This is a genomic window from Gemmatimonadaceae bacterium (genome assembly GCA_020851035.1).
GTDB lineage: Bacteria > Gemmatimonadota > Gemmatimonadetes > Gemmatimonadales > Gemmatimonadaceae > JACMLX01.
On record JADZDM010000021.1, the window covers coordinates 153,626 to 179,457 of the forward strand.

The 25,832-nt window shown below is 70.4% G+C and carries 20 protein-coding genes; 9 read left to right on the top strand and 11 right to left on the bottom strand.

Features of this window, described 5'->3' with window-relative positions:
• Window positions 1-391: 391 nt before the first annotated feature.
• Window positions 392-1,522, top strand: a complete 1,131-nt coding sequence (locus tag IT355_13500; GenBank protein MCC7054276.1) for a cytochrome-c peroxidase — start codon at window positions 392-394, stop codon at window positions 1,520-1,522.
• A complete protein-coding gene (locus tag IT355_13505) occupies window positions 1,447-1,815 on the top strand; it encodes a hypothetical protein (protein ID MCC7054277.1) in 369 nt (122 codons plus the stop codon). The genes IT355_13500 and IT355_13505 overlap by 76 nt, the downstream gene beginning before the upstream one ends.
• A gap of 6 nt (window positions 1,816-1,821) precedes the next feature.
• On the opposite strand, the gene IT355_13510 is transcribed toward IT355_13505, so the two are convergent.
• The 5 genes from IT355_13510 to IT355_13530 form a co-directional block, all read right to left on the bottom strand.
• Window positions 1,822-2,967 carry an alpha/beta hydrolase gene (locus tag IT355_13510; GenBank protein ID MCC7054278.1) on the bottom strand — a complete coding sequence of 382 codons (1,146 nt, stop codon included), beginning with the start codon at window positions 2,965-2,967 and terminating at the stop codon, window positions 1,822-1,824.
• A 179-nt stretch (window positions 2,968-3,146) separates the two neighbouring features.
• A complete protein-coding gene (locus tag IT355_13515; GenBank protein MCC7054279.1) occupies window positions 3,147-4,286 on the bottom strand; it encodes a serine hydrolase in 1,140 nt (379 codons plus the stop codon).
• A 153-nt stretch (window positions 4,287-4,439) separates the two neighbouring features.
• Window positions 4,440-6,038 (bottom strand): D-aminoacylase, encoded by a 1,599-nt coding sequence (locus IT355_13520; protein ID MCC7054280.1) that lies wholly within the window; start codon window positions 6,036-6,038, stop codon window positions 4,440-4,442.
• On the bottom strand, window positions 6,035-10,210 hold the full coding sequence (locus IT355_13525; protein MCC7054281.1) for a serine hydrolase: 4,176 nt from the start codon (window positions 10,208-10,210) through the stop codon (window positions 6,035-6,037). The genes IT355_13520 and IT355_13525 overlap by 4 nt, the downstream gene beginning before the upstream one ends.
• 323 nt (window positions 10,211-10,533) lie before the next feature.
• Complete coding sequence (locus IT355_13530) at window positions 10,534-11,406, bottom strand: TetR/AcrR family transcriptional regulator C-terminal domain-containing protein (protein MCC7054282.1); 873 nt, start codon at window positions 11,404-11,406, stop codon at window positions 10,534-10,536.
• Between the two features lie 105 nt (window positions 11,407-11,511).
• On the opposite strand from IT355_13530, the gene IT355_13535 reads away from it, so the two are divergent.
• The gene (locus IT355_13535; GenBank protein ID MCC7054283.1) at window positions 11,512-12,162 is read left to right on the top strand and encodes a hypothetical protein; all 651 of its coding nucleotides are present in this window, start codon (window positions 11,512-11,514) and stop codon (window positions 12,160-12,162) included.
• 11 nt (window positions 12,163-12,173) lie between these two features.
• Entirely contained in the window at window positions 12,174-12,830 is a 657-nt protein-coding gene (locus IT355_13540) for a DUF2306 domain-containing protein (protein ID MCC7054284.1), read from the top strand.
• Here the strand turns inward: IT355_13540 and IT355_13545 are convergent.
• The 3 genes from IT355_13545 to IT355_13555 form a co-directional block, all read right to left on the bottom strand.
• Window positions 12,796-13,617, bottom strand: a complete 822-nt coding sequence (locus IT355_13545) for a hypothetical protein (protein ID MCC7054285.1) — start codon at window positions 13,615-13,617, stop codon at window positions 12,796-12,798. The two genes, IT355_13540 and IT355_13545, sit on opposite strands and share 35 nt — an antisense overlap.
• Before the next feature lie 64 nt (window positions 13,618-13,681).
• Complete coding sequence (locus IT355_13550; protein ID MCC7054286.1) at window positions 13,682-14,389, bottom strand: RICIN domain-containing protein; 708 nt, start codon at window positions 14,387-14,389, stop codon at window positions 13,682-13,684.
• Window positions 14,386-15,057, bottom strand: coding sequence for a hypothetical protein (locus IT355_13555; GenBank protein ID MCC7054287.1), 672 nt, complete (start codon window positions 15,055-15,057; stop codon window positions 14,386-14,388). The genes IT355_13550 and IT355_13555 overlap by 4 nt, the downstream gene beginning before the upstream one ends.
• A 40-nt stretch (window positions 15,058-15,097) precedes the next feature.
• Between IT355_13555 and IT355_13560 the strand changes: the two genes are divergently transcribed.
• From IT355_13560 to IT355_13580, 5 genes are all read left to right on the top strand, one after another.
• Entirely contained in the window at window positions 15,098-15,772 is a 675-nt protein-coding gene (locus IT355_13560) for an RNA polymerase subunit sigma-70 (GenBank protein ID MCC7054288.1), read from the top strand.
• 9 nt (window positions 15,773-15,781) lie between these two features.
• Window positions 15,782-18,613 carry a serine/threonine protein kinase gene (locus tag IT355_13565; GenBank protein MCC7054289.1) on the top strand — a complete coding sequence of 944 codons (2,832 nt, stop codon included), beginning with the start codon at window positions 15,782-15,784 and terminating at the stop codon, window positions 18,611-18,613.
• A gap of 503 nt (window positions 18,614-19,116) precedes the next feature.
• Window positions 19,117-19,824, top strand: coding sequence for a hypothetical protein (locus IT355_13570; GenBank protein MCC7054290.1), 708 nt, complete (start codon window positions 19,117-19,119; stop codon window positions 19,822-19,824).
• Between the two features lie 264 nt (window positions 19,825-20,088).
• On the top strand, window positions 20,089-20,928 hold the full coding sequence (locus IT355_13575; GenBank protein MCC7054291.1) for a hypothetical protein: 840 nt from the start codon (window positions 20,089-20,091) through the stop codon (window positions 20,926-20,928).
• Between the two features lie 240 nt (window positions 20,929-21,168).
• Window positions 21,169-21,873, top strand: coding sequence for a transposase (locus tag IT355_13580; GenBank protein ID MCC7054292.1), 705 nt, complete (start codon window positions 21,169-21,171; stop codon window positions 21,871-21,873).
• Between the two features lie 472 nt (window positions 21,874-22,345).
• On the opposite strand, the gene IT355_13585 is transcribed toward IT355_13580, so the two are convergent.
• The 3 genes from IT355_13585 to IT355_13595 all read right to left on the bottom strand — a co-directional run bounded on the left by IT355_13585 (window position 22,346) and on the right by IT355_13595 (window position 25,742).
• Entirely contained in the window at window positions 22,346-23,314 is a 969-nt protein-coding gene (locus IT355_13585) for a lipid A deacylase LpxR family protein (protein ID MCC7054293.1), read from the bottom strand.
• Between the two features lie 320 nt (window positions 23,315-23,634).
• A complete protein-coding gene (locus IT355_13590; GenBank protein ID MCC7054294.1) occupies window positions 23,635-24,765 on the bottom strand; it encodes a PepSY domain-containing protein in 1,131 nt (376 codons plus the stop codon).
• Complete coding sequence (locus IT355_13595; protein MCC7054295.1) at window positions 24,753-25,742, bottom strand: helix-turn-helix domain-containing protein; 990 nt, start codon at window positions 25,740-25,742, stop codon at window positions 24,753-24,755. The genes IT355_13590 and IT355_13595 overlap by 13 nt, the downstream gene beginning before the upstream one ends.
• Window positions 25,743-25,832 lie beyond the last annotated feature (90 nt).

A 25,832-nucleotide genomic window follows, 5' to 3' on the forward strand; every position in this document is an offset into this window, starting at 1 on the left:
CACATCTATCCTGCGGCGTGCTGCGAGGCAAGTGCCGCATCGGGCGACGTCGAAACCCTGCGGGGCCGCGTTGCGCAAGTCGCCGCCGGTGGCATCCTGGCGTATGCGCACAACAGCACCGGAGGAACGCCGTGGACGCCACGCCCATCTGCGCGGGGTCCGGCGGAGCACCTGCACCACCACACCGGTGCGGGCTGGTCACGCACATCCGCCGCAGCACCGCAGACGTGCATGGCACGGCACCGCTGTCGAGCTGTGGTGTGGACAGCGTCGGGTTCGATTGCGTTCGCGTGCGTGACACGTCTTACTGCAGCACCGGGGATCGGCTGTACACAGAACGATTCGGTCCTGTGCGCCTCCCATCAGGTGCCGTCAGGCACAGAGTGCTCTCATGCGGACGACGAGTCTTCCTGCCTCGACCATCAGCGAGGCCCTGCTGCATGCCGTGTTGCCGGGCTTGCTGCTCGCGACGCTCACACTGCTGCTGGGTTTCGGGCTGGGGGTGGTGTTCGGGTTGAACGAGGAGGCGATCACCACACGCCTCGCGGCCGCAGCGGCCGCCGCACCCGCGCCGGTCTACCATGGCGATGCGGCCGCGATCGCGGTGGTGCTCGCGAAGTCGTGGGCCTACATGCAGCGCGCGCACCTGCATGCCGGCGCGCTCGGCACCACGGCGGTCGCACTCTCGCTCATCGTGGTGCTGCTCGGCATCGCGCCGCTGCTTGCGCGCATGATCAGTGTCGCGGCCGGTGCCGGTGGCCTTGGCTATTCGCTCTTCTGGGTCTGGGCGGGTGCGCGCGCCCCCGGCATGGGCAGCACCGGCGCGGCGAAGGAATCACTCTCGTGGCTGGCGATCCCCGCGTCGGGTCTCGTGGTCGCGGCGACGTGCGCGGTGGCTGCCCTGCTCGTGTTGCGCATGTGGCGCCGCCCATTCGGCATTGCACCGGCGGTGCTGCGGCCCGCGGTCGTGGCAGCCACGGTCGTGGCGTGCGGACGCGCGGCACCGCCCCCTCCGTCCACTGCGGACAGCGCCGGCGCGCGCTCGCGCAGCGTGGTCGAGAGCCCGGTGCAGGTTTCGACGCTGACGCGCGCCGAGCTGGCGATGTTCGGCGTGCTTCCGGCGGTGATGTCGGCGCCGGGGGCACCCGGCACCCCGGCCTTGGTCGCACTTGGCCGCCGGCTGTTCTACGAAACCCTGCTGTCGAACGGGCATGACGTCTCCTGCAACAGCTGTCACGCGCTGAACGGGTATGGTGCAGACGGGCGACGCGTGAGCTTCGGGAGTGTGGGGCACGTCGGCGGCCGGAACGCGCCCACCGTGTACAACGCGGCCGGGCGATCGGCGCGTTCGAGCGCGGCCTGGTCACGCCATCGCGATGGGATGCGTACCTCGCAGGCGACACCACCGTGCTCACACCGGCCGAGCGCGCGGGCGCTGCGCTCTTCGTGCAGACCGGCTGCGCAAGCTGCCACGGCGGCGTGTCCGTCGGCGGCCAGATGTACCGCCGCCTTGGCCTGGTGACACCGTGGCCGACGGCGACGGACAGCGGACGGATCGCCGTGACGCATCTCGCGTCCGACCGCTTCGTGTTCAAGGTGCCCTCGCTGCGCAACGTCGTGCAGACGGCGCCGTACTTCCACGACGGCTCGGTCGCGTCACTGGACAGTGTGATCGTCCTGATGGCGCGCCATCAGCTCGGGCGTGAGCTGGGCACCGGCACGGTCGCGGGCATCCGCGTGTGGCTCGGCACGCTCACGGGCGAATTGCCGGCGTCGTACATCGCCGAGCCTCAGCTTCCCGGCGGCGCGCCGTAGCGCGGGCTACGGCAGCACCGGAAACACCGCCCGCTCCGTCGTCAACGGCAGCACTTCCTGCACCAGTGTCAGCAGGAAGCGACCCGACTCCTCGAACATCGGGTAGTGCGCACTCCGCTCGAAGGTGATGAACCGCTTGTGCGGTGACCGGATCGTCCCGAAGTATTGCCGGGCGGACTCATACGGCGTGTGCAGGTCGTAGCGCCCCTGCAGGATGATGATGGGGACCCTGAACTCCCGCCCGAGGTCACTCAGGTCGAGGGAGACGGTCCTGGCGGCGAGCTGCTCGCCCCCCCAGCGGACGCCGCGCATGAACGCCTCGACCTCGGCCGCGGTGTACTCCGGTGCCCAGTCAGGCAGCGCGAACCAGAGCCTGAAGTCGGGGCGCCCGTACCAGCCCCCGTTGTAGACGCGCGCGGCGCGGCGCACGGCGATGATGTGCTGCAGCGGTGTCGGCCCGCCGACGCTGGGGTATGGCGCCAGCGCCTGCAGGGCCTTCAGTGTCGAGTCGTCGCCGCGCTGCCGGGCGATCTCCATGACCCGGTTGTAGACCGGCGTCTCGATGTCACCGGCCGCGACCTGCCCCACGCCCACATAGGCTGATACCCACTCCGGGCGACGCTTGACCAGGCGCATGCCGATCTCGCTGCCGAACGAGAATCCCATCACGACGATCTTGTCGCGACCGAACTGGCGACGCAGCTGCGCCACCACCGCCTCGGCGTCGGTCACCATGCGCTCGACCGACATCGTCGGCGCGAGCGCCGTGGTGTCCGCGTCCACGTGGTTCTTGCCGACACCGCGCTGCTCCCAGTGGACGACGGTGAAGTAGTCCTCCCATGGCCCCTGATAGGCCCAGGCCGAGCCCATCATCGGCGCCCCTGGACCACCATGGATGAAGAGCAGGATCGGGTTGTCGCGATTGAGCCCGCGGATCGAGATCCACTGCTGGCTGCCGTCGATGGACAGCCGCTGCAGCGTGTCGATGCCTTCCGGGGTGCTGATCTTACGCAGGTCGCGGATGCGCGCGACGATCGAGTCGCGATACGGAACCGGCGGGGGGAAGAGCGACTGGGCCGGCGCGGCTTGTAGTCCGGCGACTGCGGCCAGGAGCGCGGCCACCGCGCATCGGGCAAATGATGGAAGGCGCATGTATCCAAGCATGCCGCCTGAGCCCGGCGGAAGCCACCCCCGCATTGGCACCGGATGCCGGGCACCGATCAGGTCTCGACGCATCTGACCCACCGCCACCCGCCACACGCGGCACTATGACGTTGCGCGACGAGCGGGACGCCAGCCTCCGACGTCACGCATCCTGGCGACACGTGCCCTCACGGCATGGCCGCAATCGCCGCCTCGATGCGACGCGCGAACGCGATCGGTTGTATCTCCTTCCCGTCGAACATCCACTGGTACAGCACCGCCACCGTGCGCGACTCCGGGAAGACGAAGACATACTGGCCGCCATATCCCCAGCCGAAATACGCCCGCGGGTCCTGCAGCACGCCTGCGCCGACGGTCCACCACATCAACCCGTAGTTCACCCGCGGTGCCGCCTTCCCCGCCGCGGTCGGCCGCTGTCCGCGCACGGACTCGGCCACCCACTCCGCGCTCACGAGTCTCGTGCCGTTCCACATGCCCTGATCGAGCATCAGCTGGCCGAGCTTCGAAAGGTCGGCTGGCTCGAGGTACAGGCCGCCCTCGGAATCGGTCAGCCCACCGGATGAGCCCTTCCAGTGAAAGCGCGCGATGCCCAGCGGGGCGAACAGGTGTTGCGCAGCATACACCTGCAGGTCCACGCCGGTCGCGCCACGGAACACCTCGGCCAGCAGTGCCGCGGCACCATCGTTGTAGTGGTACGCCGTGCCTGGGACCGTGTCCATCGGCTGTGCGAGGACCATCGAGACCCAGTCGGCGCTGTTCTCCATGCGCTGCGTGATGTCGTCGTCACTGCCGTACCCGCCGCCCTCGGGCCAGCGGATGCCGGAGGTCATCGTCAACAGGTGACGGATGGTGATCTGCTTTCGCAGTGAATCACGGAACGCGTCAGCGTGCGACGGGAGGAAGGGCGCGATCGGTTGGTCGATGGTGGCGACGTCCTTCCGCGTGATCGCCACGCCGTACACCAGCGAGACGATGCTCTTGGTCACCGATTGCAGGGTGTGCAGCGTGCGGCGCTGATGGAAGGGATGCCAGTCCGGGTCCTGATAGTTGTACGCGCCGGGTGGCGCCTTCATCGGGTAGATACCGGCGTAGCTCCGCGGGAAGGTCCGCGAAAGCAGCGGCACGCCCTTGCGCGCCACGTGCAGGGCATCCACGTAGCCCAGGTCGCCGCGCGCCATGGAGTCTGCCAGCGCCGTCAGTGCCGGCGATGACGCAAGCGCCGGCGTGCCGATCGCGCGCGCCTGCGCAGCGATCCGGTCAGGGGCGGCGCAAGCGGCGAGCAGTCCCAGTGCGAGAAGTCGGTTCATGGAAGGTGGAGTCGTTAGGGGATGCCGACGACGTCGCTGTTCTATCTCGGCAATGAGGAGGCGCGAAAGCGGCTGAGGAACGTATAGGAGGGTCGCGATGGAACTGTCACGTACCGGACCACGCATGCATCACTGACGCAGCACCGGGCCCGCTCACCGTCGCGGCGCTCGCCCTCGTGCGAGGAACACGCCCGGCAGCGCGCCCGTCATCGTCCCGCCCTCGAGCACGACGGCGCCATTCACGGCGACCATCACGATCCCCGCCGGCCACTGATGTGGCTCGGTGTAGGTCGCGCGGTCCGCAACCTGCGCGGCATCGAACACAACGACGTCGGCCTTCTGCCCGACCGCCAGCGTCCCGCGGTCGCGGATACCCAGCCACTGCGCCGGCATCGATGTCATGCGCTGCACAGCCGCCTCCAGCGTGAACACCTTCCGCTCGCGCACGTAGCGCTCAAGCACCCGCGGGAACGACCCATAACTGCGCGGATGCGGGAACCCGCGTCCGAAGGTCACGAGGTCGCCGTCGGTCTCAACCATGGTCCCCGGGTGACGCAGGAAGCGCTCGACATCGGCTTCGTCCATGCCGTGGAAGATGCCGATGAACCCACCTCGCAGTTGCAACGCGATCAGCGCCTCGACTGCGGCCGCGATGGTTGCCGGACGGCCATGCGCCACGAGGTAGTCCTCCAGCGTCTTGCCGGCGAGCGACGAATCCGACGGCACCTCGCGGAACTGGATGGACGCCGGCCCCGCGCCGGACTGCTGCGTGAATCGCACCAGCATCTCGCGAACGAGCCGCGCCCTCGTCCCCACATCCGCGACGCGCCGCGCGAATGCCGCAGGGCCATCCGCCAACGCCCACGGCGGGAACATCAGGTCGGAATACGTGCTGTAGGCGGTGTACGGATAGACATCTGCTGCCACCTCCAATCCCGCCACACGCGCCGAATCGAGCAGCGCCAGGACACGCTCGCTCCATCCCCACTGCGCGGCTCCCGTCACCTTCAGGTGATTCACCTGCACGGGAATCCGCGCACGACGGCCAACCTCGAGTGCCTCGCGCGTTGCGTCGAGCACTGCGACGCCCTCATCACGCATGTGTGTGACATACAGCCCGCCGGATCGCGCTGCCACGTCAGCGAGCGCAACAAGCTCGTCCAGTGTCGCATACGTCGCCGGCACGTATTCCAGTCCCGTGGACAGCCCCAGCGCCCCTTGCTGCATGGCGGAGTCCACGAGCGCGGCCATCCACGCCAGTTCCGCAGCGGACGGGGCGCGGTTGGCGAGCCTCATGACGCGCTTGCGAATCCAGGTGTGCCCCGCGAACAACCCCACGTTCGGCGCCATGCGCACGCGCGCCCGGTACGCATCCATCGGGAATGCCTCGTCCTGCGAGTGCAGCGGCGCCAGCACGGTGGTGATGCCCTGCCGCACGAAGTTCTCGGCCTGCGGATGGTCTGCCAGGGTGACCAGGTGTGCGTGGTTGTCCCAGAAGCCCGGCGCGACCACGTGGCCGGCCACGTCCATCACGCGAGCAGCGCCATTCCGCGGCAGGGCAGCGCCGATCGCCACGATGCGATCGCCCGTGATCGCCACGTCCGCGACACGCCGTGGCGCTCCGGTACCGTCGATCACGGTCCCGCCGGTCAGCAGCAGGTCATAGGCAGGGGCTGCCTTCCCGCATCCTGCAAGCAGCGCGACCAGCATGGCTGCGCGTGTCGCATGCCTTGCGCGCGGCGCGGACTTCATGGCTGCTCCGCCGTGATGCGAAGCGCTGTCAGCTTGCCCTGCGGTCCCAGCGATACCAGCACTCGGAATCGCTCCGCGCCGAACCACGCGAAGTACTGGCGTTCCACATCATCACCGACCTCCCGCCTCGCGAGCAATTCGAGTCGCGTCGGGGCGCCCCTGCCCCGCAGCGTCGCCGTCAGGGCTGCCTTCAATCGCGGGAAGGTGGTCTGGCGCACCACCTCGAAATCGTCGAGCGCCAGCCCACCGCCGGCCACTCGCGTCAGCACCGTCCGCACCGCCGCAGTGGCCTGCGGCTCCCGATCGGGAATCGCAATGACCGGTGGCGACGACGCGGCCAGCGACGAGTCCACCAGCGCGGCGACCTGCATCGCCAGCGCGGCAGGGGCCATGGCGCGTGCATTGGAGAGCACCGCCACGGCGAGATCGTCATCCGGGAAGCGTGTGTACTGCGACACGAAGCCCTGCCAGACCCCGCCGTGCTCCTGCACGGGGTGCCCATTGGCCTCGCCGAGAAACCAGCCGAGCGCGTACGGATAGGCGCGTCCGCTGTTCAGCCGCGTGGCGGAGAGCATCAATGCCCAGCTCTCCGGACGCAGCAGCCGCCGCTGACGCACCACCTCGTTCCACGCGATCATGTCGCGGAGCGACAGCAGCATGGATCCGTCGGCGGTGGTATTCAGTCGCGGTGCCACCCACGCCGCGTGGTCCCAGCCGGTGGCGGTGGGGAGGTATCCGTGCGCGCGGTGCGGCACGACGGCGGACTCGGTGATCACGCGGATGGTCGGCATTCCCGCCGGCGTGAAGATCCGCTCGCGGAGGAACTCGTCGTACGGGCGACCGGTGACGCGCGTCACGATGATGCCAAGGAGCACGTAGCCGGTGTTGGAGTAGTTCCACCGGGCGCCGGCCGGAAATTCCAGCGGCAACGCGGAGGCCATCGCGATCAGGTCAGCGTCACTGTAGTCCTTGCGGTAGTCGAAGCGGTCGCTGGTGTAGTCCGGGACGCCGCCGGTGTGACTGAGCAGATGGCGGATGGTGATCGGTTGCCACGTGGCCGGGACTTCGGGGAGGTAGCGGCGCACGGAACTGTCGAGCGCCATGCGTCCGTCCTCCACCAGCGCCAGCACGCCAGCCGCGGTGAACTGCTTGCCGAGCGATCCGGACTGGAACATCGTCTCGTCGGTGACCGGCGTGCGGTTCTCCAGCTCCGCCACGCCAAAGCCGCGTGCCAGCAGCACCTCGCCGCGCCGCATCACGGCCACCGCGAGCCCGGGGATGCGGGCGGCGTCCATGGTGTGGCGAACGAGGGTGTCGATCGCCGCGGTGGTCGGCAGTGCCTCACGGCGCAGTGACCACGGCAGCGTGAGCGGCGCCGGGTTCGGCCAGAGCCGATCCAGCGTGCCGCCACGATAGAGCACCCCGCCCTTCATCACGCTGCTGACCGACCGCGCATTGCGGATGTCCTGCAACGGGTCGGCATCGAGCACCACCAGGTCCGCGACCTTGCCAGCCTCGATCGAACCGAGATCCGCATCGAGGCCGAGCGCGTGCGCGCCTTCGATGGTGGCGACGCGCAGGACTTCGTCAGGCCGCATGCCGCCATCCGCGAGCAGCCCCATTTCCCAATGATTCGAGAGGCCCTGCACCTCGCCGTGCCCGCCCAGGCCGATGTGACCGCCGGCGCGCAGCACCGCCACAGCGCCAGCCGCGGCGTCGCTATCGTTGAAGTCCTGCGGGGGAAACCAGAGCACGCGCGACGAGGACTTCTGGAACAGCGCCCCGTCGGGGAACCAGCGATTGATGCGGGCGTCCTGGTGCGGCCGTTCCTCGGCGAGGAGACGGTACACCGGCAGCGCACCACCGAACGCGACGACCAGCGTGGGGGTGTTGGTGATGCCGGTGCGCGCCATGAGCTGCACCACATCGTCGTGGATGGGTGCCTCGGGGATCGCGTGTTCCAGGCCGCTGAAGCCGTCCATGATGTGCGTGAGATCTTCCTTGCCGTCGGCGCCACCCTCGGTGGTCGGCATGAGACCGAGCTCTCGCGCCGCCTCCACCAGCCACTGTCGCTGCTGGCGGGATCCCGTCAGGTACGACTTGAGGTAGGCAGTCCCGTACTCGTCGCGGTAACGGCGGAGTTCGCGCCGCGCGTCATCCAGCGACTGGAAGTTCGTGCCGGCGAAGATGCCCGGTCCGGCGGACAGCACGCGGGGGCTGGGGGCACCATCCACCTCGACGAGATCGGCGAGGTCGAAGATGTCCGGCGTGACCTGCGGGTCGCGGATGGTGGTGACGCCGAGCGCGAGGTTGGCGAAGCCGTTGGTGGACTCGGGTTGCAGGAGCGGTCCCGATGGTCCCCAGTGGGCGTGCAGGTCGATGAAGCCCGGGACGATGAACTTTCCGCTCACGTCCACCACCCGCACGCCCGGTGGAGTGCGGATGCTGTCGCGCGGTCCGACGCCGACGATGCGGCCGTCGGTGACCGTCACATCGGCGTTCCTGCGCACCTCCGTGCCGCGCATGGTGATCACCGTCGCGCCCCGAAGCACGACAGTGCCGGTGACAGTGGCACGCGGCAGCGAGACCTCGAAGGCACGCGCCGGCGGCGCCGGCGCAGTGGCGCCGGCCGGCGCGTTGGCCGGCTGCGCGGTGGACGCCTGCGGCCGCGGAGCAGGACCAGTCACACGGAAGTCGCCACCGGCGGCGGCGACTTCCGCGCGTTGTGCGTCCGGCGGGAGTGCACCGGGCGGCACCAGCAGCGTGGATCGCAGCGGTGCCGTGTTCGCGATGATCGTGCGGCCATCCAGGCTCCAGGTGGGGTCGGCCCACCACGCCGGCGCCGTCGTGAGGCGCACCGGGGCCTCACGTCCGTCAGCGCGTGCCTTCCACAGGGCGCCGCCGGTCTCGTCCCACGTGACGTACGCCACCCAGCGGGCATCGGGCGACCAGGCGGGCATGAACTCCCGCGCGCGGGGCGTGTTCGTCAGTCGTCGTGGTGTACCGCTGGCATCGGTGACCCACACACGGCCCAGTGCCGAGAACGCCACGCGGCCGTTCGACGCCGTCACCTGATGCTGGACGCGTCGGGTACGCACGGCGCCGGTGTCGAGCCGCTGCGGGACGTGCAGCGTCGGCGTCACGTCGAGCGCGACGTCGACTGTGAAGGGGATGATGGTGTCGGTGCCGTCCTGGAGTCCGAGGCGGTGGATCCTGCCGCCGAAGGCCGCGAAGACGAACCGGCCGTCGGGCGAGAAGGCGGCGTTGGGCAGGACGTCGCGCGACGCGCGCGCCTCGAGCTGATGGCGGTCCACCGGGTACGCCAGCCAGCGCTCCGCACCCGTGGCGAGGTGTCGTGCGCGCAGTCCCGTCTGTCCTTCGCGCACGGTGGCGTAGACCAGCGTGCTGCCGTCCGGCGAGAGCATCGGTTTCATGGCCGGCGTACCCTCGACCGGCATCGGCGTCGCGGCGCCGCCGCTGGCCGGGATGCGCATCAGCATGCTCGTCGCGCCATTGCGGCTGCCATACGGGCGCGGCGTGACGGAGGTGAACCAGACACTCGCGCCATCGGGGGCAGGCCAGGCGCCGTACGGGCCTGGCGCCGGTGCCGAGACGAGCGGTTGTGCCGGGCCATTCGCGTTGGCAACCAGTCGACTGCCTTCACCGGTCGTGACATCGAAGCGCCACAACTCGGCCGTGCGCGTCACATGCGGGTCGGTGACGGTCACGAGGATGGCGCGGCCGTCGGACGACCAGGCCGGTGAGAGCATCCCTGATCGCGGGAGGCGGCTCACTGGTCGTGGGTCACGACCGTCCGCGGTGGCCACCCAGATGTTGTCGGACCCGCTCGCGTCGCTGATGAACGCCAGCTGCGCTCCATCAGGGGAGAGACGGGGCTGCGACTGGAAGGCGCGCCCGGTGAGGAGCGGCCGCGCCTGACCGCCCTCGACCGGCAGGCGGTAGATGTCTCCCAGCAGTTCGAAGACCAGTGCACGCCCGTCCCGGGTGACGTCGAGCGAGACCCACGTGCCTTCCGTGGTGGTGAACGCCACGCGGCGCACCGGTGGATGGTCCTGCGCACACACGGTGGCGGGTATCGTCGTGGCGGCCATCGACCAGGTGCTGACCAACTGCACGACGGCCACTGCGGCAGCGCGGCTACGATGGATCACGGTTCGGAACTCCTCGACGCGTGCGAGGGGGAAGCGACGTCACGGGGCGCACCAGGCACTCCACCAGCCGAAAAGGTCGCCTGACACGCAGCGGAGCGCACGGGCTGCTGCATCGTGGCAAGCGGAATCGCCGTCGCCTCGACGCAGCGGGCGACACCAGGCGACACCGATGACGGACGGACGCCCGCGTCAGGCACTCGCCATGCCCGCCTCCTGCATCCGCCACGCGCTGGCTCCGGGACGCCCGGGCTTATTTCACCAGCCGGCTCCCGACCACCTTGCGATTGCGGCAAGCGGGAGCGGTGCCGTTCCGGCCGTGGCGGTCAGTCCGTGGCCAGGTACCGCTCGATCCCGTCCAGCACCCGCTGCAGCCCCCAGTCGAAACTCTCGTCCATCGTGCGCTGCTTGCCGTCCCGGGTGGGGAGCGACGAGCCCTCCGTGATCCCGCCCGAGGTCGACGTCAGGATCCCGGAGAGCATGGGATATCGCGGGTCGCCGATCGCGCGACTGAGATCGGCCCCGACCGCCGCGGCCCACTGTTCCGGCGTCACACCACGCGCGGTCGCGCGGCTGAGCGAGATGATGGTGTCCGCACTGCCATGCACGTAGCCGTGCACCACGCTCAGCACGTCCATCATGTCCTCGGGCGTGAGGCCGGTGTGGGCGATGGTGCGCAGGAACGCCTCGTGCCAGCTCAGCCAGTTCGGGCCATGCGGCGCCGCGACGAACGGCAGCTCGGCCAGCCACGGACGTGCACAGAGCATCTCGCGCTTGGCGCAGGCCCAGTGCCGGATCTCCGCGCGCCACCCCTCGTGCGGGCCGTCGCGCCGCGGTGGTGCGCCGAGTGCCGCATCCACCGCGGCGTCCACCAGTGCTTCCTTGTTCGGGAAGTAGCGGTAGAGCGCCATCGGCGTGTAGCCGAGCTGCGCGGCGACGGCGTGCATGGTGAGTGCCGCGAGATCACCCTCGTCCGCGACGCGGATGGCGGCGGCCACCACGTCATCACGACTCAGCGCCGCCTTCGGGCCACGCGTCGCCTTGTGCGGCGTGTCCCACAGCAACTCGCTGCGCTTGCGGATTTCCTCGGCGTCGAAGGCAACGCCTGATGCCGCCGGGTGCGTCGGCTCGGCCGTGCCGCGCCGTGGTGCCGCCTTGGTGGTGCCCTTCCGGCCCTTCGCTGCGGGACGTGCCGCCATGTCGCTCCGGTTTTCAGCCCGCCCATTGACAGGCCTGAAACTGTGTATATCGTATACTCGTAACAGTGTATGACGTAAACATAGCCCACCTCACGGAGCCTGACAATGTCACAGCCCACCTCGGCACCCACCCGGATCGCCCGCACCGCACGCCGCGCCGCCGGCACCCTGACCCCACTGGCGCTGGCAGCCGCCCTCGCGGCCACGGCAAGCTCATCCATTGCGCAGGGTGCGCCGGCGCAGCCGGTGGAGCGGTCCCGGTTCGAGTGCATCGTCTCCTCGGGCGGCCTGCTGCCCACCGGCGACCAGCGGGATGCCCTGAAGCGTGCCAACATGACGCTTGCCCAGGCGTCGTTCGCGGTCTGGCCGAACCTGGCCGTGACGGCGTCCATGGGCTGGGCGCGGAGCCGCGACATCGCGACGACCGGAGCGCCGAAGCTCGACGTGTTCACCTACGACGTGGGCGCGGAGCTGCGCGCGGATCGCTGGCTGTCGGGCCGGGCACTGACCTTCACGCCGTTCGCCGGCGGCGGCGCAGGCGGGCGCAGCTACAACTATCGCAGCCTCGACGTGGATGCATCGCACAACCTGGCGGCGTACGGCAGCGCCGGCGGTGAGCTCGGCTACCGTCGCATCCGGTTCCGCGTGGAGGCCCGCGACTACGTCTCCGGCTTCACGCCACTGACGGGAACGGGCACCGCTGCACGACGGAACGACGTGAGCGTGATGGCCGGGTTCCGCATCACGACGCACTGACCATGGCGCCGATGCGCGCCGCGCCCCGATCGGGCTGGCTGGTGCCGGCGGGGCTGATCGCACTGGGTGTCGTTCCGGCGCTGGCCGGAGCGGCACGGGTGCTGGAGCTGGTGCGCGGTGCGGTCGTCACCGCCGCCAACGCACGCTTCTTCGACATGCCAGAGCCGGTGGTGCTGCACATCACCGCTGTCATTCCGTTCAGCGTACTCGGCGCACTGCAGGTCTCGCCGGCGCTGCGTGCGCGGCACCCGAGGTGGCACCGGGGCGCCGGGCAGGGTGTGCTGGCGTGCGGCTTCATCGCCGCGCTGACGGGGCTGTGGATGACACTGACCTATCCATGGCCGCGCGGCGACGGCGTGGTGCTGTACGTCGAGCGGCTCGTGGTCGGCATCGCGATGCTCGGGTGCCTGCTGCTGGCGACCGGCGCGATCCGGCGACGCGCCTTCGCCGTGCACGGCGAGTGGATGATCCGCGCCTATGCGATCGGCATGGGCGCGGGGACGCAGGTGCTGACCCACCTGCCGTACTTCGTGCTGGTCGGGCGGCCGGACGAGACGGGTCGGGCCGTGCTGATGGGCGCGGGGTGGGCGATCAACGTGGTGGTGGCGGAGTGGATCATCCGGCGCGGGAGCCTCAGTCGATCGCCCATCCCGCGAGCAGCTTGTTGATGCCGCCCACCGACCCCGTCTCGAGTGGTGCCTTCAGCGTGCTCACGTAGTTCGGGTAGTTGCCGGCGCCCTGGAACACGATCGGCTTGCGCGTGCCGTCGGGCAGGATCGCCACGCCCGTGATGTCGTAGTTCGCCGGCACGAGGTCGTTCAGGTCGTCGTTGTGGGTGATGGCCGCGGCCTTCCAGGCCCGCTCGATCACCACCGGCGCCAGCACACGGCCATCGATCGAACGGCTCGTGGCCGTCGCGGTGAACACGAGCCGCGTGCCATCCGGTGGTTCCACCGAGCTGCGTTTCAGGTCGCTGCGGTAGGTCTGGAATCCCATCCCGACCGACATCCCGTACCAGTGCGTGTGGTTGTTCGGGCTCGGCTGGCCGGCGGCGTATCGCGTGGCGCCGGTGACCTTCCACGTGAAGTGCTGCGTGATGCCATCGTCGGCGTCCTGGTTCTTGTTCCAGTTGCTGCCGACCGGCTCGAGTTGCAGCGCGAACTGCGCCGAGCCGAAGGTCACGGTGATGCGCGACGTGGAGAACGAGTACTGCCCGGGCGCGACCCGCTGGCGATACGTGCCATCGGGACGCACCACGGGGCTGTAGCTGACGTTCGCGCCGGCCATGGTGATGCCGTTGATGCGGATGGCGATGTCGGTGATCTCACCGCGCAGCGGCGTGCCGTCGGCCATCGTCACGCGGCCGCTGATGACGTTCGCCGGCGGTGCGGTGACGGTGGTGCGCGGCGGCAGCGCGGTTCCGGAGACGAGCGCGCACAGTGAGAGCGCGAACATGGACATGGAAGGTGCAGGGATCACGGGTCAGCCCGGGTGAGATGTGGAGGTCGCCGTGCGCGCGTCAGTTCCCGCCGCCGGCGGCAACCATGTTGCCTCCACCCGCCGCGACCATCTGGCCGGCGGCGTTCACCGCGATCAGCGTGCTGCCGTCGTTGCCGATCAGGCTCGCCCCGTCATTGCCCACCAGCGACGAGCCATTCCACGTGTAGGTGCCTGGCCTGCCTGCGATCGCCACCACGGCACCGCGCCGGAGCGCCGCCGTTGCGATGCTGGTGCGCGGCGCCGAGCCGGCGAACCACTGCTGGTTGCGTGCCCCGCCCGCCCACTGCCGGTTGCGATCGCCACTGCACGGCCAGAGGATGACCGGGCGGTTGCCGCCGTTGTTCTGGCCGAACCACCCCGCACCGCTCAGGTCCACGCAGTACCCCGAGTTGTGGCCGATCTTGCTGTTGGCCCAGACCGCGAAGTTCTGCGTGGCCACGTCGCCGTTGCAGGTGCGGAGCCGCAGCTGTGCCCCCTGCGCACGCCCATCCGAGGCCACGCAGTAGTTCGTGCCCTGCAGCCTGATGACACCATTCGTCACCACGAACTTCTCGTTGGCGCCACCGCCGCAGTACCACCCGATGATGCGCGCCCCCTCGATCACGCCGCCTTCCACGTTCATGCACACGCCACCGACACCGCTGAACACGGTCTGGGCGCCGGCGACCGTCGGTGCACTTCCTGCCACAGCGGCGACGAGCGCCAGCACTCCTGCGAGCTTCTTCATGGGAACTCCGGTGTTTGGGTTGGGACGGTTGCGTGGTGCAATGCGAGGCGCCGAGGCGCTGATCGCGGGGGAATCACGGTGTCTGGTGGCGCGGCAGGTGGCGCGGCAGGTGGCGTGGCAGGTGGCGCGGCAGGTGGCGTGGCAGTGGGCGTCGGCGCCGCCGCCTGGACCTCGCCCTGCGTGAGCGGGATGCCCCGGATCACGGTCGCGGCACCGACCTTCAGTGCCGCCTCCCCCGTGGCCGCCTTGTCGAGCGTGAACACGAGCTCGAATCGCGAGCGCTCGAGCGGCGGCACGGTCAGCACGCCCTGCGCGGCCCCCTCGCGAACCCGGACCGACACGCGCGGCAGGCGGCGGCCGGTGCCATCCACCAGCACGAACGCGCTGTCGGGCGGCACGGGGAGCGTGACCGCCGCCTCGCCCGTGTTACGGAGAAACAGGTGAAGTCGCACCACCACGCCGGGAACGAGGTCCACGGTCGGGACGGCAGCCTGCAGGTCGCCGAACGGCACCGAGACGCCACCGGCCGCCGGGACGTCGATGCTGGCCGCACGGGTGAGCGCCACGTCGGCCGACATCGACGCGATCCGCTGCGCCGCACGGGCGAGCACACCCTGCGCGCTCGCGACCGCGGTCGGGAGGCACAGGAGCGCCACCAGGCGGGACACAGGCCGCCCTCGGTGGCATCGCATGAGACCGCTGCCTATCATGGCTCTGTACCGAATTGGGGGAGATGATGCGTCGTACCGGGAAAGCAGGAACCGGCCGCGAATCGGCTCATGCCGCTGCCGGCGCCAACCGCCGTGGGGTGACGTGACGGCGTCCGGACCGGTCGACCTGACGGGGTACGTGGTGCCCGGCGCCTCGCTCGAGCGGAGCGCCCTGGATGCGCTGCTGCCGGCGGTGTACGGCGAGCTCCGCGCACTGGCCGCGCGACATCTGCGTGCCGAGCGCCCGGACCACACCCTGCAGCCCACGGCGCTGGTCCACGAGGCCTACCTGCGCATCGCCGCCGTACCACAGGTGAGTGTGCTGGATCGCAGCCAGTTCTTCGGGCTTGCGGCGCAGATGATGCGCCGGATCCTGGTCAACCACGCCGAGTCGCGGCAGGCAGCGAAGCGCGGCGGCGGGGCGACACGCGTCACGCTCGACGACTCGGTCTCGTGGGGTGGCGGGCAGGCGCTCGACCTGGTGGAACTGGACGACGCGCTCACGCGCCTCGCCGCGATCAGCCCGCGGCAGGCGCAGGTGGTGGAACTGCGCTTCTTCGCCGGCCTCGGCATCGACGAGGCATCGACGGTGCTCGGCATCTCGCCGGCGACACTCAAGCGCGAGTGGACGCTGGCGCGCGCGTGGCTGCGCGACGCACTGCGCGCCGACTGACCTCACGCCGTGACCGCGCCATCCTGGGAGGAGGTGTCCGCGCTCTTCCACGCCGCTCTCGACCAGCCCGACGCGACCCGCACGGCGTTCGTCCAGTCCCGCAGCCGACACGATGCCGCGCTGGGCGCACGCGTCATGGCGCTGCTGTCGGAGCATGAATCACCGGATGACTTCCTCGCGGTGCCCGCGGCGGCGCTCGCGCTCGACGAGGTGAGCGAGCCGCTCCCATCGAACGGGCGCATCGGGCCGTACAAGCTGCTGCGCGAGATCGGGCGCGGCGGCATGGGTGCGGTGTACCTCGCAGACCGCGACGACGGCGAGTACCGGCAGCAGGTCGCCCTGAAGCTGGTCAAGCGCGGGATGGACACCGACCGGATCGTGGCGCGCTTCCGCCAGGAGCGACAGCTGCTTGCCGCGCTCGACCACCCGAACATCGCACGCCTGCTCGATGGCGGCACCACCGCCGACGGCCGGCCGTACGTGGTGATGGAGCACGTGGATGGCACCGGGATCCGCGAGTATTGCGAGCGCCGGTCGCCCTCGATCGACGAGCGGCTGGCGCTGTTCCGCACCCTCTGCGCCGCAGTGCAGCACGCGCACCAGAACCTGATCGTGCACCGCGACATCAAGGCTGCGAACGTGCTGGTGACGGCCGGCGGCGTGCCGAAGCTGCTCGACTTCGGCATCGCACGGCTCCTGGATGCCACCGGCGCCGAGGGCGCGACGGCCACCGAGACGCTGCACGCCCTCACACCGGAGTACGCCAGCCCGGAGCAGCTGCTCGGCGCCCCGCTCTCGACCAGCACTGACGTCTACTCGCTGGGTGTGCTGTTGTACGAGCTGCTCACGGACCAGCGGCCGTTCGCGACGGCTGGTCGCAGCCTGGCCGAGATCACGCGGCTGGTGCGCGAGACCGAGCCGCCCCTGCCGAGTATCGTGGTCGCACGACGCGACGCCACCCTCGCACGCCGGCTGCGCGGTGACCTCGACACGATCGTGCTGATGGCGCTGCACAAGGATCCGGCGCGCCGCTACCGCTCCGTCGAGCAGCTCTCCGAGGACGTGCGCCGGCATCTCGACCGGCTGCCGGTGGTGGCGCAGCGTGACCGCGCGTCGTACCGGCTGATGAAGTTCGTGCGACGGAACCGCGTCGGCGTGACAGCGGCGACGCTCGCGTCACTCGCGCTGCTCGGTGGCACGACCGCCGCGCTCTGGCAGGCGCGGATCGCCCGGACCGAGCGCGCACGGTCGGACCGGCGCTTTGCCGAGGTGCGTTCGCTGGCCACGTCGTTCCTGTTCGACATCAACGATGCGCTGGTGACCCTGAAGGGGTCCACGCCGACGCGCGCCCTGCTGGTGAAGCGTGCGCTGGAGTCGCTGGATGGCCTCGCGAAGGAGGCCCCCGGCGACCCCGCGCTGCAGCGCGACCTGGCCGCCGCCTACGTGCGCGTCGGCGCGGTCCAGGGCAACTCGTCCACGTCGAACCTCGGTGACACACCGGGTGCGCTGCGCAGCTACGAGCGCGCGGTGGCGCTGCTCGATGCGATCCCGGCCAGCCAGGCACGCGACACCAGCATCCTGCAGGTGACGTGGCAGGCGCACGAGGGCCTGGCCAACATGCGCAACATCACCGGCGACCTGCCGGCGGCGATCCAGAGCTTCGGCCGCGCGCGCGACGTGCTGCGGATGCTGGCCGCCGCCGCGCCAGGCAGCACCGAGCACCCGCGCATGCTGGCGATGGTGCTGCGTGAGCTCGGAGAGACCCTCGGCGCCGACGGGCAGGCGAGCGTCGGTGACATTCCAGGCGCCCTCACCAACCTTCGTGAGGCGGTCGCCATCGGCGAGCGGCTGCTGCAGCGGGCGCCATCGGACCGGCGCGTGCGCATCTCGCTCTCGACGAACCTGATGGCGCTCGGGTCGCTGGCGGTGGCGGTGGGCGACTCGCTCGGCACGACGCAGCTCGCGCGCGCGGTGGGCCTGCTCGAGCGCGCGGTGGCGGAGGAGCCGCGGAACGTGTTCGCGCGCGAGGAGCTGCTGTCGGCGTACAGCCGCATCCGGCAGCCGTGGGCCGACGCGGCGCGCTATGCAGAGGCGCTGGCGATCGACCGGAAGACCATCGCATTGCTCGACGCGATGATCGCCAACGACCCGCAGAACACGCTCTACCGCCGCAATCGCGGCGTGATGCTCAACTCGCTCGGGCGCGACCTGCGCGCCGCGTCGCAGGCTGCGGCAGCGGTGCCCTACCATCGCGCTGCGCTCGACGTGGCCGAGCAGCGCCGCGCGGCCGACCCGCAGAGTGTCGAGAACCAGCACGACGTGGCGGTCACGCTGGAGTTCCTCGGTGAGGCGCTGGCAGATGCCGGCCTCGCGCGTCCGGCGCTCGAGGCATTCGACCGGGCGCAGGTGGCGAGCGAGGCCCTGCAGGTGGCTGAACCCGCCAACCCGCGGCACGGCTCCGATCTGTCCCTGATCCACGCCGGCCGTGGCCGCGCCTTCGGGGCGCTCGGCGCCCCCGCGCCGGCCGACTCGGCGCTGGCGCTGGCCGTGCCGCTGGCCGAGGCAGCCGCGCGCGACACACTCAACACGCGGTGGCAGGTCAACCTCGCGCTCGTGTACGCGACGGCGGGTGACGTGTTGCTGGCGCGCAGCCGGCGCCACGGCGCGGGGCCAGCGCACGATGAGGAGTGCCGCGCCGCGGCCACATGGCACGCGCGCAGCGTCGCGACGTTTCGTCGCATGCAGCAGAAGGGGATCCTGCCGGCACGGCTGCTGCCGCGCCTGGCGGTGTCGGAGGCGGGATCGAACGGCTGCGGGGTGACGGTGCGGCGCGGTGGCTGAGTCGCGCAGTCACGCGCCGGACTGACGAAGGGGCTCGACGGCAGCGGCAGCATCACCAGCGCAGCCGTCGTGCGGTCCGGCAGCTCGAGGAGGCGGTGGATGCGCCACTGGGGTGCACCCGCATCGCCGATGTGCTGGCCGACCTCCAGGAAAGGGCGCGGCGCAACGCTTTCACAGAACCACACGGGCGCACGGGCACATCGGCAACACCTGCGGATCCGTCCGTGTTACCGTTGCACTGACGACAGGGCGCGCGCAGGAGCGCCTTCCTGACACTCACCAAGCCCCCGCTTCCCATGCCGAGACGCACGATCGCTCGCCGCAGCGGCGAAACCATTCACCGCAGCCAGGATGACACCCGACAGCGTGTCGCTGGCGGACCGGCACCAGCATCATGGCCAGCTGATCGCGTCTGCGCGCCCGAACGCCATCGTGCCGGCGTCTGGACTGCCGAAGCGATGAGGCGACGCCGGAATCCGAGCACGGTGTGGCGGTGTGCCGCAGTGCTCCTGTCGTCGCTGGCGATCATCGGCACCCCTCGGGCCGCTGTGGCGCAGGCCGCGGGCGTGCGACGGGTGCCCGTCGAGTCGGCGGAGGGGCTCACCCTTCACCGGGTGAGCGCGACGGCCGTGGTGCACGGCGGACAGCGCGCGGTGCGCATCCAGACCTCGGCCGAGACGGAGCGTGACCTCGCCGCGCTGCCGATCGCGCAGCAGTCGCAGGTCGACCGGCTGGCGGTGATCACGGGCACCGACTTCATGAACGGCACCATCGAGGCAGAGGTCGCTGGCGCGCCGGCGCCCAACGCGCCGGCGGGCGCACGCGGGTTCGTCGGCATCGCGTTCCGCGTGCAGCCGGACATGCGCACGTATGACGCGTTCTACCTGCGGCCGACCAACGGGCGCGCACCGGAGCAGGAGCGACGCAACCACGCGGTGCAGTACATCTCGCATCCGGACTGGACGTGGAACCGGATGCGGGCGGAGACACCGAGCCGGTACGAGGCGTACGTGGATCTCGTGCCGGACGCATGGACGCGCATCCGCATCGAGGTCCGCGGCGACACGGCGCGCCTCTTCGTGCACGGACAGCGGCAGCCGACGCTGGTCGTGACTGACGTGAAGACCGGCTCGGCTGGGCGCGGCGCGATTGCACTCTGGATCGACGCCGGGACGGTCGCGCACTTCCGCGCTGTGCGGGTGCGGCCGTAGGACATGCACGGGGTCGGCGCCTCCATGCGACGGTGCGACGTGACGGCGCCCGCGCCTCGCACCGGTGGTGTCGCAAACAGGTGACGACCTGTGGCAGGCGGTCGGCCGCCGCGCCTGTGCGCAGGGCGCATGCCACCGCCACCGCCCGTGTCGCGCGCCGCGGCATGCGCGGCAACCGACGGCACCACACCGAGTTGCGCGACACTGGCCGGAACGCGCCGACGCCGCTGCCGGGCGGCCCGCGACTCGCTCCTGGTGCGACGCATGCCTTCCGTCGCGCCGCCGAGCCTCGCCATCCCGTCCAGCGCACCGCACCGCCGCCCTCGCCTGGCCGCCGCGCTCGCGACGCTGCTGGCCGCGACCGCGGTGCAGGCGCAGGTGAGCCTCGATCGCACGGAGCTCGTGCTGCGCCCCGACAGCGCGGCACGGCGCAGCGGCGTGATGATCGTGCGGAACACCGGCCCGGCGCGTGCGGAGGCGGTGATCCGCACCGAGGACTGGGACCGCGCCGCGGATGGCGCGCATCGCTTCTACGAGGCCGGCACGCAGCCGGGCAGTTGCGCCACGGTGCTCACCATCGCACCGCTCGAGTTCACGCTCGCCCGTGGTGAGAGCCGCGCGGTGCAGGTCGGCGTCGAGGGCCCCGTCAACTCCGCCTGCTGGAGCCTCGTGCTGGTCGAGACAGTCGAGCGTGTGCGGGACGAGACCGGTCGCGTGGTCCTGGCGACCGTGCGCACGGGCATGAAGGTGTATGCCGAGCCGTCGGATTCGCGGGCGCTGGGCGAGGTGAGTGCGGTCGAGGTGGAGGCGTCGGAGGCCGCGCACAGTGATGCGGCGCGCAGCGGCGCGAGGCAGGCGGCGGTGACGTTCCGCAACACCGGCGAGCGGCACCTGCGCGGCGAGGGGCGCGTCGAGATCCGGCGCGCGGACGACAGCGTGCTCGCGACGCTGCCGCTGCCGGCATTGCAGGCGCTGCCGGGCGCCGTGATGACGGCGCGAGTGGCGCTGCCGGCGACGCTCAAGGGCAGGTACCGGCTGCGCGCGGTGGTGGAGTACGGCGGGGCGAGTGCGGCGGCGGCGGAGCGCGAGGCGGCGATCCCGTAGGGCGGTGGACCAGATCCCGCAGTTCGAAAAGGGGTCTGAGTCACGGAGGGGTGCGTGACTCTGAGTCATTTCGCGGTGCGAGGGCGGTACGCCGAATTCTTGCGCAGTTTCGGAACAGGATGGGCGTGAATGGTGTGCGCTACGGAGATCGCCGTAACACCTTCGCCGCGTGTCTCACCGCCTCCCAGCCAACGCGTGCCGTCGCACGATGCGCCAAGGGGCACACTCTTCGAGGCCGCCATGCCGCGCCGCCTGCGCCTAGTGGTCCCAGGCCTGCCGATGCACATCACCCAGCGCGGACACGACCGCGCCCCGATCGTCGCCGATCCGTACGACTCGGCGAGGTTCCTGGCATGCGTGCGTCGCGCGAGCCTCCACACGAAGTGTGCGATTCATGCCTACGCAGTGATGTCGAACCACACCCACTTTCTCGTGACACCTCCCAGCGTCACTGCGGCGGGACGCATGATCCAGCTGCTCGGACGCCTGTACGTCCCCTACTTCAACACCCGGCACAGGCGCAGCGGTACGCTGTGGGAACGACGGTACAGTTCGGTCGTAGTCGACACGTCTGCGTACTTCCTGGCGTGCTGCCGCTACATCGAGCTCAATCCCGTGACAGCAGGCATGGTGAAGGCGCCGTCGGACTACGAGTGGAGCAGCTACGCGCACCTCGGCTGTGGTCAGGCCAACGACCTGATCACGCCCCACCCAGAGTATCTGGGGCTTGGCGATACACCCGCGCAGCGCGCGAGCGCCTATCGGGCCATCTGCGCCGCGCCAAACGGCAACCGGGCGCGTCCGATCATTCGTGCCGCCACCAGGCGCGGCGGCGTGTTGGGAGGGGAGGAGTTCCGGCGCAACCTGGAGCGTGTGCTCGGTCGCACGATCCCGCCGCCCCCACGACGCTGGCGGCACAAGGACCAGGATACGCGGCCGCATTGAAACGACGCCAGCAACATCCGGACATCGACACGATCGGCTTGCCCGCTCCTCCGTGCCACGAGAGCGCCGTGCCACCGTACCCACGGGGCATGGCGCTCTCGTGCCTCGTGCGACGGTTCGGACTCTGTCCCCTTTCTGTGCCCGGACTCTGTCCCCTTTCTGTGCCCGGACTCTGTCCCCTTTCTGTGCCCGGACTCTGTCCCCTTTCTGTGCCCGTGACTCAGAGTCATCCGGACGGCACCTGCGGTGCTGACTCTGTCCCCTTTGCACCTCCCTGACTCAGAGTCATCGTTACAAAGACTCATCGCTACACAGCCGCCGCCGGCCGCAGTCACGTCGGCGCGCGTGGCGCATGCCGGCGACGTCCACGGCCCATACCGGCTGCGCGCGGTGGTGAAGTACGACCGACAAGTGCGGCCGCGTCGGAGCGCGCGGCGGCGGGACCGTCGGCCGCCGCACACACCGGGGTGCCTCACCCCCCGCGCCGCACCCCGATGAGGAATCCGCCGCTCCGGTGCGCCAGCGCGCCGCGGAACTCCCGCGTGGCGTCGGTGCGATAGTACTCGATGAATCGCGATCCCGAGCGGTACACCACGCCGACCTGGTGCCGGAAGACGAACCGCGCGATGTCGCGCGCCGGGATGGTGTACGGGCTGGACCGGTTGAACACCCCACCCTGCAACGTCGCATCGTACCCGACCACGTTGAGCTGCGGCTTCAGGTACACCCAGACGCGTCGGCGTCGATCAGGAGCCACACTGAACGGCGTGCCGATGCGGCCGAGCATGAGCGTGGTGGCGAGCGTGGCCGCGGTGTTGAAGGTGCCGATCCGGGCCACCCCCGATGTCGTCAGGAGCACGGCATCGCCGGCACGGGCGACCTGCTCCTCGATCCCCACCTCGTAGTTCACGATCGCGTCGTTCCGCACCTGGTGCACCCAGCCGCGCGGCGTGGTGTTGCCGGTGTGGCGATGGATGAAGGTCTGGATGGCCGCGCCGCCGGCACCCTGGCCGATGATGCCCAGCGTCAGCGCCGATGTCACACGACGGCGGTGCAGCGTGTCCGTGGCGAGCTGCATCACGCGAAACTGCTTGGTCCCCACGTACGGGTGGTCGCCATGCAGGATGCCTGGCGCCTTCAGGTCGCTCGGAGTGTACCCGTCGTCCTCGTAGGCTATGCCGACGCGCGACACGCTGCCACGGGGCGCGAAAAGGGCCCGCGCGATGGGCAGGCGCGCGAGACGCGGATCGATCACCTCGAGCACGAGCCCCTGGGTGAAGTACCGGTCCGTGGCGGTGAAGAAGTCATTGTCGTACGCCAGCCGCCAGGCATGCGGCTGGCCGGCGTCGCGCTCGACTCCGCTGGTGTTGACGGCCTGCGCCGCGACCGACGCGGCGGTGACGAGTGCGGCGAGGAGGGTGACGGGGAGGGTGGCAACCATGGCGGATCTCGGCATCCCTCACTTACGCCAGACTCGCGCCGCCGGATCCGTTCGCGCGTTCGCGCCAGCACGCAGGTTCTGGGCGCAGGCAGGTCACGCACACCCCGCTGGACCACGCATGCCGGTCCAAGGCGTCGACCCGCGAGCGCGTCGCCATGCCGCGCAGCGTCGCGATCGAGCGCGACACCGGTCGGTCCAGTGGCGCACCACGCGTGGTGGCATTCATTGCTGCCCCCCGTGTCCGCCGAGGCTCGTGACGCTCCACCGACGGACGCAGTGCACGCGCGCCAGAGTCCACGCACCACGACGTCCACCTTCCTTCAACCGGACGGCTGGCCTCCACGATCGCGCGTCCGCAGTCGACGCTCCCGGATCCGCCCTCCCCAGGACAGGAGCCCGAGCGCCGGGAGCATCACCAGCGCGACGCCGGACACGAAGACGAGCAGTTCGCCTGTCCAGCCTGCGATCCGGCCACTGTGCACATCGACCAGCCCGGCCAGCAGCCAATCCCCGGCGGCAGCACGCTCCGGCCGCACGACACCGAGCACCGTGCCACAGGTGCTGATGGTCACGACACCCGCCCCACGGACCGGCATCGTCGACCCACGCCGTCGCAGCGTCACGCGATACACGCCGATCGAGTCCGCCGGTACGTCGAGCGTGCCGAGTTCGGTGCCGGGCAACACCGAGCGGGCCGTCGCGAGCACCTGGCCGGGCGTTACCGTGTGCGCGCTGCAGCCTGGCGCCGTGATGTCCGACCGGGTCGCGCCCAGCCGGAGGGCGACGGACCGTGCCAGTGCCTTGTCCGACATGAGCAGTCCGGACAGCGCCAGCGCGACGAGCGGGAGTGCCGTCCACGCCCCAAGCGCACCGTGCAGGTGTCGCGCCCGACCGGCCGTGCCACGGACGCCCCCCGCCCGGGGCGCGCGCACGCGGCGCCGTCGTGGCCACCAGGCGACGACACCAGACACGGCGAGACCCGACAGCACCCAGGCCAGGAGCACGAGCACGCTCCACATGACGGTGTACGGCAGGAAGAACCCCATGTGCAGGGTCAGCGGGACGAGCGACCATCCGTCCTGCGCGATGAAGTGCGCGAGCGGTGCACCCGTGTAGGGCTCGACCACCACCACACCGGTGGCGAACTCACCGTCTCGCATCGTGGAGTACTGCATCGTCGGCGCCCCGATCCGCATCGGTGTCGCCAGGGGCGCATTGAAGCTCTCTATCGGCGGAAGCCGGCCGAAGCGGGCCTCGGCCTTCTGCAGCCAGGTGTCGGGTGAGACATACGCCGCGTCGGCGCGCTCAGCCGGCTGGGCGGGAATCCCGCGCTCGAGGGCAAAGAGGTACGGCGCGAGCACGACGCCGGCGCCGGAGAGCCCGAGCATGCCGAGGTAGAGTCCGGCGGCGAGTCCGACCCATCGATGCACGCGGACCATCATCTGTCGCATGCGCGATCGCCTCCCGAATTCCTGAGCCGGAAGGCACGCCGGTATGCGCCGGGGCTCGTGCGCAGTGCACGACTGAAGTGCACCCGCATGTTGATCGCCGTGCCGAACCCGCACCGGCGGGCCACGTCCTCGATCCGCTCGTCACTCTCCTCGAGCCATTGGCGCGCGGCGGCAAGGCGCTGGGTGAGCAACCAGCGCACCGGCGACGTCGCGGATTCGCTCGCGAAATGCCTCGAGAACGTCCGCACGCTCTGCCCTGCGCGCGCCGCCATCTGCTCGAGCGTGATCGGCTCGTGCAGGTGTTCCAGCATCCAGCGGCGCGTTGCGTCGAGCGGGCGCGGCAGCGTCTCGGGTCCCATCGGCCGCTGCGCAAACTGTGCCTGGCCACCACTCCGATGCGGTGCGACGACCATGCGGCGCGCCACGGCGTTGGCGACGACCGCACCATAGTCCGCGCGCACGACGTGCAGGCACAGGTCGATGCCGGAGGCGATCCCGGCCGAGGTGAGCACCTGGCCGTCATCCACGTAGAGCACGTTCGGATCGCAGGTGGTGCCGGGAAACCGTCGGCGGAACTCCGGTACGTCCATCCAATGCGTCGTCGCGCGGCGACCGGCCAGCAGCCCGGCCTCGGCGAGCACGAAGGCGCCCGAGCAGATGGAGACGATGCGCGTGCCGCGATCCCACGCGCGACGCAGGGCGCGCAGCGCAGCCGGTGGGAACGGGGTCTCGAGGTCATCCACACCGGGCACGACGATGGTGTGGGCCCGTTGGAGCGCGCGGAGTCCGTGCTCGACGAGGATCGAGAACCCGGTGCTCGTGGGGATCGGCCCCGGCGTGTCCGCGCAGACCGTCAACGTGTAGCGCTGCACGCCAAGGTCGGGGCGCGGGTAGCCGAACACCTGGGCCGGCACCCCGAGATCGAACGGGACGACGGAGGGGACGACCAGCACCGCCACGGCGAGAGGAGCAGGCATGGCCAGATTATAGCGAATCTCGGCAAAGCAGCCAGTCGCGCCCCGGCCGATTGCCGTCCAGTATTGAGGCAGGTCACCACTTCCTCCGCC